At 46.8% G+C, this 17,911-nt stretch carries 10 protein-coding genes, 1 pseudogene and 1 other annotated feature; all 11 genes and pseudogenes read left to right on the plus strand.

The window, feature by feature from the left end:
- Position 1 precedes the first annotated feature (1 nt).
- Positions 2-5,476 (plus strand): DUF4011 domain-containing anti-phage protein Hhe, encoded by a 5,475-nt coding sequence (gene hhe / locus A1332_RS00410; protein WP_064006617.1) that lies wholly within the window; start codon positions 2-4, stop codon positions 5,474-5,476.
- Positions 5,477-5,700: 224 nt separating this feature from the next.
- On the plus strand, positions 5,701-6,504 hold the full coding sequence (locus A1332_RS00415) for a TIGR04255 family protein (RefSeq protein WP_197491361.1): 804 nt from the start codon (positions 5,701-5,703) through the stop codon (positions 6,502-6,504).
- An 18-nt stretch (positions 6,505-6,522) separates the two neighbouring features.
- Positions 6,523-7,161, plus strand: coding sequence for a helix-turn-helix domain-containing protein (locus tag A1332_RS25165; protein ID WP_157203905.1), 639 nt, complete (start codon positions 6,523-6,525; stop codon positions 7,159-7,161).
- Between the two features lie 4 nt (positions 7,162-7,165).
- On the plus strand, positions 7,166-8,014 hold the full coding sequence (locus A1332_RS00425; RefSeq protein ID WP_064006618.1) for a hypothetical protein: 849 nt from the start codon (positions 7,166-7,168) through the stop codon (positions 8,012-8,014).
- A gap of 264 nt (positions 8,015-8,278) precedes the next feature.
- Positions 8,279-8,545 carry a hypothetical protein gene (locus tag A1332_RS00430; protein ID WP_064006619.1) on the plus strand — a complete coding sequence of 89 codons (267 nt, stop codon included), beginning with the start codon at positions 8,279-8,281 and terminating at the stop codon, positions 8,543-8,545.
- A gap of 47 nt (positions 8,546-8,592) precedes the next feature.
- Positions 8,593-9,838 (plus strand): annotated as a pseudogene (locus A1332_RS00440) (IS3 family transposase).
- Positions 8,877-8,993 (plus strand) — a sequence feature (AL1L pseudoknot). (Overlaps the previous pseudogene by 117 nt.)
- Before the next feature lie 78 nt (positions 9,839-9,916).
- The gene (locus A1332_RS25540) at positions 9,917-11,467 is read left to right on the plus strand and encodes a DEAD/DEAH box helicase family protein (RefSeq protein WP_197491362.1); all 1,551 of its coding nucleotides are present in this window, start codon (positions 9,917-9,919) and stop codon (positions 11,465-11,467) included.
- Complete coding sequence (locus A1332_RS25545; RefSeq protein WP_197491363.1) at positions 11,464-12,591, plus strand: hypothetical protein; 1,128 nt, start codon at positions 11,464-11,466, stop codon at positions 12,589-12,591. Before A1332_RS25540 ends, A1332_RS25545 begins: the two co-directional genes overlap by 4 nt.
- On the plus strand, positions 12,585-14,222 hold the full coding sequence (locus A1332_RS00450; RefSeq protein WP_064006621.1) for an HsdM family class I SAM-dependent methyltransferase: 1,638 nt from the start codon (positions 12,585-12,587) through the stop codon (positions 14,220-14,222). Before A1332_RS25545 ends, A1332_RS00450 begins: the two co-directional genes overlap by 7 nt.
- A complete protein-coding gene (locus A1332_RS00455; RefSeq protein WP_064006622.1) occupies positions 14,212-15,519 on the plus strand; it encodes a restriction endonuclease subunit S in 1,308 nt (435 codons plus the stop codon). The genes A1332_RS00450 and A1332_RS00455 overlap by 11 nt, the downstream gene beginning before the upstream one ends.
- Before the next feature lie 14 nt (positions 15,520-15,533).
- Positions 15,534-17,911, plus strand: a 2,378-nt coding sequence (locus A1332_RS00460; protein ID WP_064006623.1) for an RNA-directed DNA polymerase, incomplete at its 3' end; no start/stop codon positions are given.

Genomic DNA, 17,911 nt, shown 5'->3' on the forward strand with positions numbered 1-17,911 from the left:
GATGAAACAGGGAAATAATTCAAAGCAATTGCTAGCTCAAAAGGCGTTAGAAAATCTCCGTATGCGGTTGCTGGATTTAACTGCGCGTAATCGTCTGATTAATTTCCGCCATACTAAGAGTGCTAGCCTGCGTATCATTGATGAATTGCCAAATCAGCTGGTAGAAGCGCTGCTGGCAGAGACTGAAATGCGCTTCGAGGCAATTCCCGAGCCTACCGAAGAAGAGCTCATTAGGTCAGGTTATCTCAAGTTCGATGAAGAAACTCAACAGTTGGTGAAGTTGCGAAATGACCCTACCGCAGAGGAATGGGCCAAACATTTGGGTTTTGCAACGAGTTTCGAGGTGCCAGAGGTTTCTGCAGATGATGACTCTAGCAAACATTCGGATACTGGAATTCAGACACTGTTGTACCCCTTCGAGATGGAGGCGACATTAAAGAATCTTTTACAAGCAGCGGAGTCTGCGATTCAAGAAATGGGGGCGAATATCCTCTATCTGGCCTTCGGCTTTTTGGAATGGTACGAAGCTAATAATTCGGAAAGTGTGCGTGCTGCTCCGCTGTTTTTGGTTCCTGTGAGGCTTCATAAAGGTCGATTGAATCCGATTACTCGTGCTTACGAGTACACGCTAAGTTATTCCGGTGAAGACATAATTCCCAATCTTTCTCTACGTGAAAAACTACGAGCCGATTTCGCCATGGCTCTGCCGGAGTTGGATGAAAATACAGTACCGGAGGATTACTTCAACGAAATCCGTGCGGTTATAAAGGATAAACAACCGCGCTGGCAGGTACGTCGCCAAATCACTTTGGCGTTGCTCAATTTCAGCAAGTTGCTGATGTATCTCGATCTAGATCCAGCGCGCTGGCCCCAAGACGCCAATATTGTCGATCACCCAGTGGTTTCACGTTTTCTGTCAGGTTTTGGTGAGGAAACGAATGCCGCAGACCAGTTATCAGGTGATCTTGGCTTCGGTGAAGAATACACCATCGATGATATGGATAAGGTACACGCTAACTATCCTCTGATCGATGATGCTGACAGTTCCCAGCATAGTGCTCTTATTGATGCTGTCGATGGTAAGAACTTGGTCATTGAGGGGCCACCAGGAACTGGTAAATCGCAGACCATTACTAATCTGATTGCTGCAGCCATGGCGCAAGGAAAAAAGGTACTGTTTGTTGCGGAAAAACTTGCTGCGCTTGAAGTAGTGAGTAGTAGGCTGGATAAGGCGGGGTTAGGTGAGTTTTGCCTAGAACTTCACAGCCATAAGTCGCAGAAGCTCAAAGTGCTCGATGAAGTCAGTGAGCGCTTAAAAAAGCATGGATGCTATCGAAAGCCTAAGGACATCGAGGTTGATATAGCGCGCTACGAAGAAATCAAGACGGCACTTAAAAACCACGCTGAAAAAATCAACCAGCCATGGAAGCGCACCGGTAAAACGCTGCATGAAATTTTTATGGCGGCAACGCGATATCGCAATTTGATTGGCATCAACCCCGAATCGCTTCATCCTGATGGTTATGACGGCAATAACTACGATGCAGCTGTGCAACGCCGTAACGAGGATCAGGTCGAGCTCTATCGCAAAGTCTACCAAGCCGTAGCCAGTCAGTTGGATGGTGATGCGGCGCTCCAGGATCACTCTTGGTATGGAGTGCGTAATGGCGACTTACAAATATTCGATCTGGATAGGGTGAAGAAATCCCTAGGGGCATGGCAGGAGTCGCTGCATCGATTGCGTTCGCAACGAGAGACTTTTGCAGATACGCTGGGTTGTGAGGAATCCGCCGTAGCGGAGACGCTGAATGAAGCGCAAACTTTTCTCAAAGAATTGGAAAGTATTCCAAATTTGAAGGGTGATGAAATTTTGGAGGTAATACCCGTTCTTCGGGCTGATGTTTTGGAGAAGTCACAACGCTATCTAAAGTTGTTTGAGGATATTCAAAAGCAGTACGCTTTAATAGTTGAGAAAACGGGGGCTGAAATACTGCAAGACCTATCAATCGCCGATCAGCTGAGTTCCGGTGGAGAGCAGTTGAAAAAACTGGTTGGAGACGATGTCACACTCGGTGGTTTGGCTGAGGCGATTAGAAGTTTGAGCGGAATCAAGCATCAGTTGGAGCAGCTTGATGAGCCATTTCAAGGTGTGGTAACTGGCTTGGGAGATGATGCTGTCTCCAGGCATTTTGCGGTCAACGAGTCCGGTTTGATTGAGTTCAAAATGGTTATTGAACTGATCGTCAGTCTCAATCCCTCCTATTGGAAGCATCGTGATGAGCTTTTTGATAACGAAGAGCTGGATGAATTACTGCCGCAGTTAAGGGCCGAACTTGAAGAGTTGCAGGGGATTTATAACGCTGTTCATGGTGTGTTTTATTTGGAACGGATTCCGGACGAAACTGAAATCCGCCGACTAGCGAATGTGCTTGCTTCGGGTGGAGTGTTTCGTTGGTTCAGAAGTGGCTGGCGTGCTGCACGGAAACAATTGTTGAGTTACGCGGCAAATGCCCAGGTAAAGTACGCCCACATGGTGCCATTACTTAGTGACTTGGAGGCCTTGGCTAGAAAACGTCGAAAGCTTGATTCCAATACGCGCTACAACGAAGCGCTTGGCGATTACTTACAAGGCCTGGATACAGACCTTGATGCGTTGGAGGAACTAAGAGCTTGGTATAAACGCGTCCGCCAACAGTATGGTGTCGGTTTTGGGCAGAAAGTGTCGCTAGGTAATGCTATCTTGGAGTTATCGCCAAGCATTGCTAAAGCGGTGCGTTCGTTAACTGATCGCGGGCTCATAACACAACTCAACGATTTGCTCGATGAGTTGGGCAGATTGAAAAAAGTGTTTGTCCCCGTCGCAACATTGCATAATGAGCAAAGTTTGCTAACCGGCGATGAGGGTACGATTTCGCGTTTACTGGTTACAGCCGATCAAGCCATCCATGACTGCGGACCCTTGGCCGGTGATGATTCACTCGTAATATCAGGTTTAACAGATCTCATCGATCAAATTGGTTTGTTAAAACAGCGTGTTGAAACGTGGCAGAAAGCCGACTTTGACAGAAAACTATTTCAAGGGAGGCTCGGCCTAAAGGTAGGATTTGGGGCTGACAACACCATTGGCATATCCATGTTGCGTAATACACTCCAAGTCGCGGAATGTGTTGACGGACAGCTGGGAAATCAAGCGCTAGTTAGCTGTATCTATAGTAATCCAACCGACGCGACTTTCTCGTTCTTGGCTTCACAGGCTGAACAATTGCGTGCCATCCTGCTCTCAGAGCAAGCCTCTTTTGAGGACTTTGCTACCTTGGTTCAGTTGGATCGTGAAGATTGGCTTTTATCTTCCGGTGATCATTTAGATGATTTAGTCGAACGAAATCAGTTGGCGCTGGATAACAGCGAGTTGCTGCAAAATTGGCTTGATTATGTAAGGGTTCGAGATCAGCTTGAAAAATTGGGGCTTGGTAAGCTCGCAGTTGCAGTAGAGAGCTTCGAGTTCGACATCGAAAAATTTGAAGATGCTTATCAAGCCGGCGTATTCGATATGTTAGCGCGAGAGATACTTCGGGAAGAATCTGATCTTGGCCGATTCTCTGGCCATTCTCAGGAGGCCTTACAGGAAAAGTTCAGAGAGTACGATAACAAGCTAAAGCAGCTGCAAGCAGAGCAGATCGCATGGAAGATCGATCAGGCTCAAATCCCCTCAGGAAATATGGCAGCTCGTGTCAGCGAACGTACGGAGAGGGTTCTTCTTGAACATGAATGCGGTAAGCAAACAAGGCATTTACCAATCAGGCAGCTGCTGCAAAGGGCTGGTGGAGCATTGGTGGCGTTGAAGCCATGCTTCATGATGGGGCCGATGTCTGTTGCTCAATACCTTGCGCCGGGGAAAATAGCTTTCGATCTTGTGGTTATGGATGAAGCTTCCCAGATTAAGCCGCAGGATGCACTTGGTGCCGTTGCAAGAGGAGGACAGCTGGTGGTCGTTGGCGATCCAAAACAGCTTCCTCCGACCAGCTTCTTTGATCGCATTATCGAAGATGACGAGGACGATCCGACAGGTATTGAAGAGTCGGAAAGTATTCTCGACGCAACGTTGCCGATGTTTCCCGCGCGTCGTTTACGCTGGCATTATCGCTCACAGCATGAAAGCTTGATTGCATTCTCTAATCACTCGTTCTATGAGAGTAATCTGATTCTCTTCCCCTCGCCGCACAAGCAGACCGAAAACTACGGGATTCAATATTCCCGCGTACCTCGCGGTTGTTTCGTGAATCGGCGAAACATGGAAGAAGCAAAGGTCATTTCCGAAGCAGTAAGGGAACATTTCAAGCATCGTCCAGAAGAAACCCTGGGCGTCGTTGCAATGAGCGCGGAACAGCGTCTGCAGATAGAGCGTGCAATTGAGACATTAGCGAAAGACGATCCTGGATTCCTTGCATGTTTGGAGAAGGATGCAACTCGGCGCGAATCGCTGTTTATTAAGAATTTAGAAAATGTTCAGGGTGATGAACGTGACGTAATTTTCATTTCGATGACCTATGGTCCACAGGAACCGGGCGGCAATGTGTATCAGCGATTTGGTCCAATAAACTCTGACGTAGGTTGGCGACGTTTGAATGTACTGTTTACCCGCTCGAAGAAAAGGATGCATATTTTCAGTTCGATGGGCTCAGACGATATTGTGGTTGGAGCAAACAGTAAACGCGGAGTCAAGGCCTTACGTGATTTCCTAAGCTACTGCGAAACTGGCATTCTTCATAAAACTGAGAGAGATACAGGAAGAGGCCCCGATAGCGATTTTGAGATTGCCGTGATGACTGCGCTCAGTGAAGAAGGCTTTGAATGTGTTCCTCAGGTAGGGGTTGCTGGATTTTTCATTGATGTAGCGGTAATTGATCCAGGAAATCCAGGTCGTTACCTGATGGGCATTGAGTGTGATGGGGCTACTTATCACTCTGCTAAGTCGGCACGTGACAGAGATCGTTTACGCCAAACGATCTTGGAACGCCTAGGGTGGAGAATTCGGAGAATTTGGTCAACTGATTGGTTCAAAAACCCGCAAGGTGAGTTATCGCCTATCATTCGCCAGCTGCATGAATTGAAGTCGCCCGTTCTGCAGAGTGCATCGGAGTTTGAGTCTGAGGTTGACGAGATCGCACAGATTATCGATGAGGTCGATGCCAAAGAAGCCCAGGTTGATCAAATTGATTTTGAGGCGATGAGTCTCAAAGACAAATTGATTCGGTTTGATCACGAGGTGATTCGGGAAGAATGTCCGGCAACTCCTGAGAATAAACGTCTGTTGCGCCCAGCGATGCTCGAAGCACTGTTGGAATTTACACCGACTAGCAAGGTGGAGTTTCTCGAGGCGGTCCCTTCTTATATCCGAAAGGCCACAGAGCCAGCCGAGGGCAAATATCTGGAACAGATTTTCGACATCATAAATATGTCTTTGGAAAAATCGTGATTGGTCAAAAAGAATACCTGGCAATGCGAAAGGCGGGTCAACAAGTCCTTCCGAGCTATTTTATGGAGGGCTTAGAGGTTATTCATCAATAAGTTCGTATTATTTTGAGTACTGAAACGAGAACTTCTCCTTGTGCTAGTTGTCAACCAAGTTGTAAACTGACAGCTAAAGTGTAAACTTGGTTCGTCCGTGTACAACTATTACTATAATTTAGGAGAGATGCCATGAGCGAGAAGATGTCCAATGCGCCTGTCTATTATGCATTAGCTCAAGTGCAATTCAATCCTGTGGCCGCCATGGCAAAGTATGTCGACGAAGTGCAGGATATTCTCCGTCGTGAAGGCTACACGCTTTATGAGCCTCAAGAAATCAGGCAACTTCAGTTTATTGCTGCAGCAGGAGAAGCTCCAGCAGAGCCAAAACTAACGCAGATAAATACTTGGTTAATCACTAAAGCTGATAGAAGCTCTGGATTCATTCTTGGGCCATCATCTTTGACATATCACACTACCCATTACGAAACGAGCGAAGAGTTTCTTCCCGAATTATTACATGGTTTAAAAGCTGTTCATAAGGTGGTTGGGCTCGATCACTTGAGCAGGTTGGGAGTACGTTATCTTGATGCAGTAATACCTACGGAAGGCGAGACAGTGGAACTATATTTAGCGAGCGGGCTTCGCGGTGTGGAGTTTGGGGCAACCCAGCGATACGGGCTAAGTGAATCTGTTTTTGAAACAGAGAGCGGGCCACTGCTGTCTAACGGCACTTTGGTAGCTAGAGTTCATCGTGCGACGTCTCAGTTAGGCTACCCACCTGATTTGATTCCGAACGGCTTAGTACCTATGACACGTTTTGAAAGCAAAAGCGTGGTATCACACGCAATAATAGATACAGACCATTTTGTCGAAGGCAGAATGCCGCTAGATTTTGAGCAAATTCACGCTCAATTTGTGAGCTTACATAAAATTATAAAACTCGCTTTCGAAGCCACGACTACTGATCACGCCAGAAAAGTTGTTTGGGCTTAATATTTTTAGGAGCTACCCATGTATACAACACAGACAGGGACACAACCACACCAACCATCCAATCATACCAAGACCGCTTTTTTTGTAATAAGTACTCTTCTGGTTGGTACAGGTACCGCTTATTCGATGGATAGAACGGAAGAATGGCGTCACCACATTCAGCCTCGTGTGGCATTTGTTGTCGATAAGGTTCCAGAGTCTACAGACCTTCCGGCGACGCCTGATGTCCGAACTGCAGTGGAACACATCGATAATATTCGTTCGGTACTTAATCCTTCCGTCGCAGATCTTGCTAACTTGTTCGACATATCTCGACAAGCTATTTATAAATGGCTTTCTGGAGACTCCATCCCAGAGCCAGAAAAACTAGATCGCATCGTAAAGCTGAGTCAAATCGCCGATGATTTCAATGTAGAAAAAATCTCGCGCGCGGGTTCTCTACTTAAGATGAAAACTTTTAATGGAAGATCATTAATGGATCTACTAAAAGCGGGGGAAGATTGCACTACGCAAGTTACTGCCCTGATTAAAGAGGCTAAGGCAATGGAAGTATCCTATCAGCGGTCCGGCTTAGCAAATTCGAAAGCCAAGCCGACTAGTGATTGGCAATCTTATCTATCTATTCCTGGTTCATCTGAGCAAGATAGCCAGGGATAAATAAGTGATAGGTCGCGATACGGAATGGAGGCAAGGCTGCGTATTGATCGACGAGGATGCATATGCACTGGGTTTGGTTGAGTCAAAGGCATCGGACAAACGTATAGTGGTTATTTCACATGATTGTGATTTACCAAATAATGCAGAGCCCAGGGTTGAAGTTATAGTTGGAGCCGTTATCCAAAAAGCCGACCCTATGTTTGCCCGAGCCCGAAATCCCCGTTGTCTTCACCTCAGATTTTCGAAACAGACAGGCGAGGAAATGTGCGTCGAACTTCGCCACTCTAATCGTATTGATTTACCAAGGGCACAGTTTTTCGAATTAGGATGCCACGACAGAGACTTTATTCTGAACCCCGACGAAAAACGTGGGTTGAAACAATGGTTAGCGGCTCGATATGGGCGGCCGGCTTTTCCGAATGCATTCGAGAATCGATTGAGGAAGCTAGTCGGTAAAAAATCTGTTGAATATAACATTGGAAAGATCCTAGAGCCGGCGAGTACCCACTTGGTAGGGCTGTTCTTTGATTTGGGTGATGATCGAGTTAGTGAGTTATCTGATGGTGAGCCCTATTTTTTATCAATTTCAGTAGTTTATGACGCTACAGAAGGTGGTCAAGTAGCTAGAGATGTCGCTGAAAAAGCTGCAATCGACTTAGAAGCTTTATTTTACCGAGCGTATGGAACTCCGGAAGTCGCGAATGAGATTGCGTTGGAAAAATGTAATGCCGTAGCTGACACTTATTTGACTCTAGCGGACCTCCGTAAAGTTGACCAGTGGAGGCTTGAATACATTAGCCTCCGTGAAACTCCCGTAGGAGATTTCTTTGCTGTTGGAGAATCACCTTCTTAATTTTCACCGGATGCCTAATATTAGAAGACTGTGGCATATTAAGTTCTGAGTAGGTACTCTTTGGTTTTCACCGCCGCGAAATTTTTCATTATTAGTGGCACAAAATCCGGAATTTTTCATTAATTTTGTCAAAAGTGGGTATGGTGTGTGACACAAATAATGAAATATCGCTTTAAAATCAATGGATCATTTTTCACTAATTATGTCACCCGACAGATTTAGACGGCGCTGGTTAGCAGGCTTAACTTTCTTATAAGGGATTACATGAAGTTCACTGAAGACACGCGCGTTAAGATTCCAGTCATCCTGCATTTGGTTCGCCTCGGTTACCAATACTTATCGCTGAAGGAGCAGCGGTGGGATTTGGAGTCCAACCTTTTTCCCGATTTATTTAAAACCGGAATTAGTAAGATCAATCCCGGCGTGGCTGATGCGGATGTTGAGCGTTTGTGGGTAGATGTGAAACTGACCTTGGACAACGATGATCTGGGTCAAGCTTTCTACAACAAGCTTACGGACCGTTCTGGTTGAATCGCCCCGGTTTTCTCGGAGGCCCCAACCTTTGAGAGAATGGAGCAATGAAAGAGAAAACCACTCAGCATTATTCATCGGAAATCCGAGAACGAGCGGTTCGTATGGTGCGAGAGCATCAAGACGAATACCCGTCGGAATGGGCAGCCATTCAATCCATTTCAGCCAAGTTTGGCTGTACGGCTGAGACCTTACGTCGTTGGCTTAGGTTGTCACAAACGGCCGGCGTAAAACCGAAAGCGCCGGTCGACAACGAATCGGAGCGGATCAAGGCGCTGGAACGTGAAGTTCGTGAGTTACGCCAGGCCAACGAGATTCTGCGTAAGGCCTCCGCATATTTTGCACAGGCGGAGCTCGACCGCCCGTCCAAACGATGAAAGCGTTTATTGACGATCATCGCGTCGTCTATGGGGTCGAGCCGATCTGCAAGGTATTGCCGATTGCCCCGTCGACGTATTACCTGCATGCGGCGCGCAAAGCCCATCCCGAGTTACGTTCTGCCAGAGCCAAGCAGGATGACGCCTTGAGCCAACAAATTCGCCGAGTCTGGGAGGAAAGCTTCCAAAACTATGGCGCTCGTAAAGTCTGGATTCAGTTGCAGCGCGAAGGGTGGGCTGTGGCCCGGTGTACCGTGGAACGCCTGATGCGAAGCCTGGGACTGAAAGGCGTCAGGCGCGGCAAAACCATCAAGACCACGATCAGCGATGCCGACGCGGCTTGCCCCTTGGATCGCGTGAATCGGCAGTTCAACGCCGAGCGGCCGAATGCCTTGTGGGTGGCGGACTTCACCTATGTCAAAACCTGGCAGGGCTTTGTCTATGTGGCTTTCGTCATCGATGTGTTTGCCCGTTACATCGTCGGCTGGAAAGTGTCATCTTCAGCGCACACCGACTTTGTGCTGGATGCGTTGGAGCAAGCGTTACATGACCGGCAACCCCAGCCCGGTGGCGGCTTGATTCACCACAGCGACCGAGGTGTGCAGTACGTCTCGATCCGCTATAGCGAGCGCTTAGCCGAGGCCGGCGTTGAAGCTTCAGTGGGCAGTGTGGGTGACTCTTATTTATGCCCTGTGGGTATGACAATGCCTTGGCCGAAACCATTAATGGCTTGTATAAAGCCGAGCGGATTCACAAACAGTCGTGGAAAAACCGCGAAGCCGTCGAACTGGCTACCTTGACCTGGGTGGATTGGTTTAATCATCGGCGTTTGCTGGGGTCTATTGGTAATATCCCACCTGCCGAAGCAGAGGCCAGGTATTATCAGCAACTAACCGAGTCTGCTAAAGCGGCATGACTCACAACCTAAGGCCTCCGAGATTTCCGGGGCGGTTCAAGGTTCAAGGTAAAAAAACCCAATAATCGCGAGGGTATATTGGCGGAACGCGACCGCATCAATAAGCGCTTCCAAAACCCCAAATTCAAGCGTTTCGTTAGCGTTACTCAGTTGATGATCTTCTCCAATAACATGGAGTACGACGACACTGACGTTCAGGCGATTCAGGGGGCATTCTATGCCAGCCCGTCTTACCTGGAACCGCAATTTAATTATTTCCGCGAAGAAGAGGTATTGAATTGGACGGCTTTGCTCAAGCCCTTATCCGAGGACACAGAGTTGCATGTCCTGAAAGACAATAATCTCGAAGTCATCCGCAGTAATCCTGAATTTATCACCAATAAAGAACCAAATAGGCCAACGAATCTTATCTGCACTTCGTTGCTGAGCAGGGAGCGGTTGGCTTTCGTGTTGCGTTACGCCCTGGCCTACGTCCATGAAACCGACGGTTTGCAAAAGCATGTCATGCGTTACCCGCAGTTGTTTGCCAGCAAAGCCATCGAGCGCAAACTCAACGACGGGATTAAGAAAGGCATCATTTGGCATACTCAGGGCAGCGGCAAAACCGCGCTGGCCTATTACAACGTGCGCTTTTTGACCGATTATTTCCAACAGCGGCAAATCGTCCCCAAGTTCTATTTCATCGTCGACCGAATCGATCTGTTAACTCAGGCGCACCGAGAATTCACCAGTCGTGGCTTGACCGTTCACACCATCGACTCGCGCGATGCCTTTAGCCGCGACATTAAAGCGACGCAAGTGATCCACAACCATTCCGGCAAGCCCGAGATCACTGTCGTCAACATCCAAAAATTCAAGGATGACCCGGATGTAGTTTCCACCAAGGATTACGACGTAACCATTCAGCGCGTGTACTTTCTGGATGAAGTGCATCGTAGCTATAATCCCAAAGGCAGTTTCCTGGCCAATCTGGATCAATCCGATCGCAACGCTGTTAAAATTGGCCTGACTGGCACCCCGTTACTGGGTGATGATTACAACTCCCGCACCCTCTTCGGCGACTACATTCACAAGTATTACTACAACGCCTCGATTGCCGACGGCTACACCTTGCGACTGATTCGGGAAGAAATCGCCACCAACTATAAAATCGCCCTCCAACAGGCGTTGGCGGAAGCGGAAGTATTGCAAGGCGACGTCGACAGGAAACTGGTCTACGCCCATCCTGCCTTCGTTGAACCGATGCTCGATTACATCGTTACCGACTTCGAAAAAAGCCGTGGTGCTTTAAACGATGCCAGCATCGGCGGTATGGTGATTTGCGACAGCGCCGAACAGGCCCGGCAACTGTTCGAGCTATTCAATGCCAAATATGCAAAATCCCCTGTTTCGACAGAATCAGCTGCGAATGAACCTGATTTCCCCCTGCTAAAACAGGCCGCCGAAACGTCCGGTTTTTACCGAGTCAAACGCAAACAAAATAACCAGGTCACATCGGCTGCTTTGATTCTGCACGACGTGGGCTGTAAGGAAGAACGCAAAGATTGGGTGGAAGATTTCAAGGTCGGCAAATTAGATTTCCTGTTTGTGTATAACAGCTGCTCACCGGCTTCGATGCCAAACGCTTGAAGAAACTCTACCTAGGCCGGGTGATTCGTAAACACAACCTGTTGCAAGCCTTGACGCGGGTCAACCGCACTTATAAAGACTTTCGCTACGGCTACGTCGTTGACTTTGCCGACATTCGCAAGGAGTTCGATGCCACCAACAAGGCCTATTTCGACGAACTGCAAGCCGAACTCGGCGACGAGATGGAGCATTACTCCCACCTGTTCAAATCCCAGGAAGAAATCGCCGCCGAAATCGAACACATCAAAGATCTATTGTTTCGATTCGATATTGAAAATGCCGAAGTGTTTTCTCAGCAGATCAACGCAATTCAAGATCGGGAAAGCGTATTGGCTTTGAAAAAAGCCCTGGCCGATGCCAAAAGTTTATACAACCTGATCCGTTTGCAGGGTGAATATGCCTTTTTAGAAACGCTGGATTTTCAGAAACTCAATCGGCTCTATCGGGAAACCAGCAACCATCTGGATTTGCTCAATCTCAAGGAAACCCTGGAACAAGGCACAGACACCACCAATCTGCTGAACGTGGCATTGGAAGAAGTGATCTTCAAGTTCATCAAAATCGGCGAAGAAGAGCTGGTATTGGCCGATAAGTTGAAAAACACCTTGCGCCGTACCCGCGAAGCGCTGGCCAGCAATATCGACCAGCAAGACCCTAAATTCGTCACTTTAAAAGAAGAACTGGAACGCTTGTTCAAGAAAAAGAATTTGTCAGAAGTCACTCAGGATGAAATGACCGCCAACATCGATACGCTGAACAAAATCCATGAGCGCATCAAGGAACTGAACCGTCAGAACAACCAATTGCGGCAGAAATACCAAGGCGATACCAAATACACCCGCATCCACAAACGTTTGATTGAGCGCGGTGGCATTTCAGATTCCGAACGCAAAATCTTCGAAGCGCTGATTGGTATAAAGCAGGACGCCGACATACAAGTGCTGCAAAATACCCGGATATTGGATAACGAAAGCTATTTTGAACGGGCGATGATGCCCTTAGTCATTAGTCGCTTTATGGATCAGCAACAAATCAAACTCAATCCCGACGCATCACGGTACATCAATCATCTGGTCGTCGCGGAGTATCTAAAAGAATTTAATACCGGAGCAAGTCATTGGTAGAGCAGGAATTTCAACAAAAAACCATAGCCCTGATCGATAGCCTGAAAAGTATCTGCGCAAACTATGGTCTGGGCAATGACGGCAACGAATTCAAAATCATTACCCAAACCTTCCTGTACAAGTTCTTAAACGACAAATTCGCCTTCGAAGCCAAAAAGCTGGATCAAGCCATCGCCAATGCTGACAAGTGGGAAGAGGCGCTGACTCAGCTCAGTGAAGTCGATTTGGAAATGCTGCAAATGCGGATGGGGCCGGATACCGCGCGTCTGAAACCCAGCCATTTCATCAATTATCTGTTCAGCCAGCAAAATGCGCCGGATTTCGCCAAGCTATTCGACGACACCCTGATGGACATCGCCATCAGCAATAACGATGTGTTTGCCGTCAAAACCGACGGCGGTACCAAAGTGGTGCTGTTCGACCGGCTTAGCAACTATATTGCCGACGACTCTAAACGCGACAATTTCTGCCGGGCCATCATCAATAAACTGGTGGAGTTCAGTTTCGAGCGCATCTTCACCCAGAAGTTTGACTTTTACGCCACGATCTTCGAATACCTGATCAAGGACTACAACAGCAACAGCGGTGGCAAATACGCCGAATATTTCACGCCGCATGCGGTAGCCCGGATTATGGCGGAAATTCTGGTGCCCAAAGCTCAGCAAGGCCAGATCAAAAACGTCAGCGTTTACGACCCTTCCGCCGGATCCGGCACCCTGCTGATGAATGTGGCCCATGCTATCGGCGAGAACCGCTGCAGTATTTACACTCAGGATATTTCTCAAAAATCCGCCAGCCTGCTTCGCTTAAACCTGATCTTGAATAACCTGGTGCACTCCATTCCGCAGGTGATCCAGGGCAACACCCTGTTGCATCCCTACCATAAGGACGGCGGAGAGCTAAAGCGTTTTGACTACATCGTCTCCAACCCACCCTTCAAGCTGGATTTCAGCGATTTCCGCGACGACTTGGACACCAAAGCCAACAAGGAACGCTTTTTTGCCGGTATTCCCAAGATCAAGGCCAAGGCCACCGACAAGATGGAAATCTACCATTTGTTCCTACAGCACATTATTTACTCCCTAAGTCCCGGCGGCAAGGCGGCGGTAGTGGTGCCGACCGGCTTTATCACCGCCCAAGCCGGCATCGACAAAGGCATACGTCAGCATCTGGTCGAACATAAAATGCTTGCCGGCGTGGTGTCCATGCCCAGTAATATTTTTGCCACCACCGGTACCAATGTCTCTATTCTGTTTATCGACGCCGGCAATAAAGACAAGGTCGTGCTGATTGATGCCTCCAATCTGGGACAGAAAGTTAAAGAAGGTAAAAACCAGAAAACCGTGCTCAGTCCGGAAGAGGAGCACCGCATTATCGACGTGTTCAATGCTAAGCAAGTGGAGGAAGATTTTTCTGTTGCCATCAGCTACGACGACATCACCGCCAAGAACTATTCGCTCAGCGCCGGGCAGTATTTCGATGTGAAAATCGAATATGTCGATATAACGTCGGAGCAGTTTGCCGCCAAAATGCAGGGCTTTAGCGAGAATCTGGACAGTTTGTTTGATCAGTCGCGAGAATTGGAAGCGGAAATCAAAAAGCAGTTGGCGAGGTTGATTTATGAAAGCTAAGGTATCAAATCTGACATCCCTACTCTTAACGATTGTTGATAATCGAGGTAAAACCGTACCAATATCAGAGTCAGGTTTTCCATTAATTGCAACGAATTGCATTAAACATTCAAGTATCTATCCAACGTCTGAAAATGTTAGGTATGTAGATGATAAGACTAAGAAGAATTGGTTTAGAGCTCATCCAAAACCTAACGATATTATTTTTGTAAATAGAGGTACGCCTGGAAGAGTTTGCTTGGTGCCTGATCCTGTGCCATTTTGCGTTGCACAAGACATGATGGGATTTAGATGCGATCCAGAGAAAATCGACTTTCAATATCTTTTTGCAGTTTTACGCTCCGATTATATCCAGAAGAAAATTGAAAACTTCCATGTGGGACTTGTAATTCCGCATTTCAAGAAAGGCGATCTTGATAACATCACTATTCCGAGATTGGCTAGCCGTGAAGAAGAGTTAGCTGTGGGTGAGATTTATCTTACGCTTTCGAAAAAAATCGAACTCAACAACTGCCTCAATGCCCAGCTGGAAGCGATGGCGAAGACCTTGTATGACTACTGGTTTGTACAATTCGACTTTCCCTTCGACTTCGCCCAGGGTAAGCCCGCCGCCACCGGCAAACCCTACAAATCCTCCGGCGGCAAGATGGTCTACAACCCAGAGCTAAAGCGGGAAATACCTGAGGGCTGGTCTGTTAAAAATTTAAATAATTGCGTTGATACAATTCTTGACCATCGGGGTAAAACGCCAAAAAAACTTGCTGGCGAATGGTGTAATGACTCTGATGGAATAATAGCTATTTCTGCAAAAAACATAAAAAATGGAAAATTAGTTAATCTTGATTCCGCAAATAAAGTTAATAATGAATTGTTTAACAAATGGATGCCAGATAAGCTGATAGAAGGCGATATTCTCATGACATCTGAAGCGCCTGCGGGTGAATTCTACTTCATCCTTGGAGAAACCAAGTACTGCATGAGTCAAAGGGTTTTTGCCATAAGAGCTAACTTAAGTGTTATTTTTCCCTCCGTGCTTTATTTTGAACTATCAAAAGGTAACGGACTTAGCCAAATATTATCAAGTTTGAGTGGTAGTACTGTTTTCGGTATCAGACAGGATGTGTTAAGAGAAATAAAGGTTTTGGTTCCAGAAATTTATTTGCAAGAATTATTCAATAACATCTTATTGCCACAATTAAGGAAAATAGAAGTTATTGACCAAGAGACCAAGTGCTTGGCAGAAATTCGTGATTGGCTCCTACCCATGTTAATGAATGGCCAAGTGACCGTAAAATAATCAACGGGTTGAATATGAGCTATCAGGCAAAATTTACCGGCTGGCAAAATCTAACCCTCGAAGACTTGGTGGTGGCTTACCGAAAGGCCAAGGCCGATTGCTTTTTCGAAAATACCTTTCCAACCGCCATCAAGTTCGCCGAGTACGAGCAAGACCTGCTGGCTAATCTAAATGCGCTACTCTCTGGCCTGCAAAGCAACAATGGTTTTGCTGAGAACGCCGGTTATCTGGGGGAGTTTCGCCTGCTTCCAAAAAAACTGTCATTCAAGCCCAAAGGCGGCTCAGGCAATGGCCATGTACATTTTTCCAATCCGCAACGGGCTTTCGAACATCTCACAAAAAATAATAATCTAATTCCCGAGTTTAGAATCGTCGGCGACTTTCCAGTCGATAGCCACATTATTTCCGCCTTGTGGATCAACATGGTCGGCCATAAGTTTGATTCCTGCTTGAGTGATAGCTGTTACGGCGCCAGGCTGAAGAGGATATGCAATGATGAAACACTCGATAAGAATGCACCTAAAGGATTTCATATCAGTGCAATTGGCTCTTTTCCCCATTACATTTATCCATATCAGAAATGGCGAAATGATGGCTTGCAAGCGATACGCGGTGAACTAGAGAAAGAGCGAGATGTTATTGCCGTTTCGCTCGACTTAATAAGCTACTACCACTTTATAGACCCAATGGCATTGTCCTTGCCGGGTTTGCATGCGGAAATAGGCATAATCCTAACAGAGCAAGAGCAGGCGTTCACATTGGAGTTAGCCAAATTCCTTAGTGAATGGTCGAAGATGGCAAATGCTTTTGCTAAGAAAACGATACAAGGCAAGGCAGACGTCTCTGGTGGTTTGGTTATTGGTTTAACTGCCAGTCGTATTGTTTCAAACGTACTTTTGCACCGTTGGGATAAGCTGATTAAGGAAAAAATTACTCCCATCCACTATGGTCGCTATGTGGACGATATGTTTTTGGTGCTCCACGATTCTGGGACTATCACCAACAGCAATGACTTTATGCAATTTTTGCAGGAACGGTTGGGCGAAGAATGTATTTTTCTGGATACCGTTAACATCAAGAAGAATGATGACGAACCTCTATGGCAAATCCAACTAGGTGAGGCGTTGCAGGGAAATTCCTCGATTAAGTTGCAATCGAGCAAACAGAAATTATTTTTGTTGCAAGGCCGGGCTGGTTTGGACCTGCTTGATAGCATTGAAAAAGAGATTTATGAGTTATCCAGTGAACATCGCTTGATGCCATCGCCGGACCAATTGGATGAGTCGACTGCCGCACGAGTGCTATCAGCCGCTGGCAGCGTTGGGGAAAATGCAGATACTTTGCGCCGTGCTGACGGCCTTACGATTCGCCGTTTAAGCTGGTCGTTGCAGTTGCGCCATGTCGAAACCTTGGCAAGGGATTTACCGCCTCATGAATGGGCTAAGCAACGGGAAGAGTTTTATCAGTTTGCCCATAACCATATTTTGCGCCCTGACACGCTGTTTGCACACTTTACATATCTGCCGCGCCTGTTGGGTTTCGCCATTAGTTTAAACGAGTGGCAGCAGGCTGAGCAGATTGTAATACGATCTTATGAGTCCTTGGCACAACTGGAAGCTACAGTACCGCAAGCCAAGAGCGTGGTAATCAACGGTATGGACGTAAAAGCCGGTAAGGACTTATGGCGGTATCTTAGAGGCACATTGACCTGGCTGTTTATTGATGCGGCAACTCGATATTACGATCCCAGTAAACTGTTCTCAGATAAACGCCCGATTAAAGAAAAAAGATTGGCGAAATTATTTCTGGATGGGATTTTTAAAAACCTGGTTGATGTGGAGCAATTGCTTAATCTTTCGTTTGGATTTGAAAAATTTCGCGAGAAAGCACCTTTGGTTGCCATGGCCGACTTGGCCAAAGAACCTTACAAACGGATATTGAAAAGACGCTCTGCCCATCCATTGTTCAGAAAAAATAATGGCAAAAAAGATAACGAAATATTGAGTATCTTAGAGTCTGCCAATATTGTTGAAACCGAGGTACTAAAACGATTTCTGAAAACGACACGCGCTGGTCGGCTATCTGCAATCGATTCAAAGCTTCGTAACAAAGAGAGCTTTCTACCTTACCTATTTCCGACACGTCCTTTCTCGCCTTTAGAAATTTCCGAATTGGCACCCGAATGCGTTGGATTGGGCCAAGTAGATGGAGAAAAACCGTCGGTTATTTGGGCTAAATATACTCAAGCTTTACGAGGTGTGTGGATAAAACCAATATTAGTCGCCGCCGATCAGGATGACGATAAAGAGAAAAAACACTCTAAGGTGGCTAAATATCTGAAAATCGGAACAGATAAAAAGCAAAAACTTGTAGTTGCATATTCTGGCTCAAC

Source organism: Methylomonas methanica, from assembly GCF_001644035.1.
Taxonomy (GTDB): domain Bacteria; phylum Pseudomonadota; class Gammaproteobacteria; order Methylococcales; family Methylomonadaceae; genus Methylomonas; species Methylomonas methanica_A.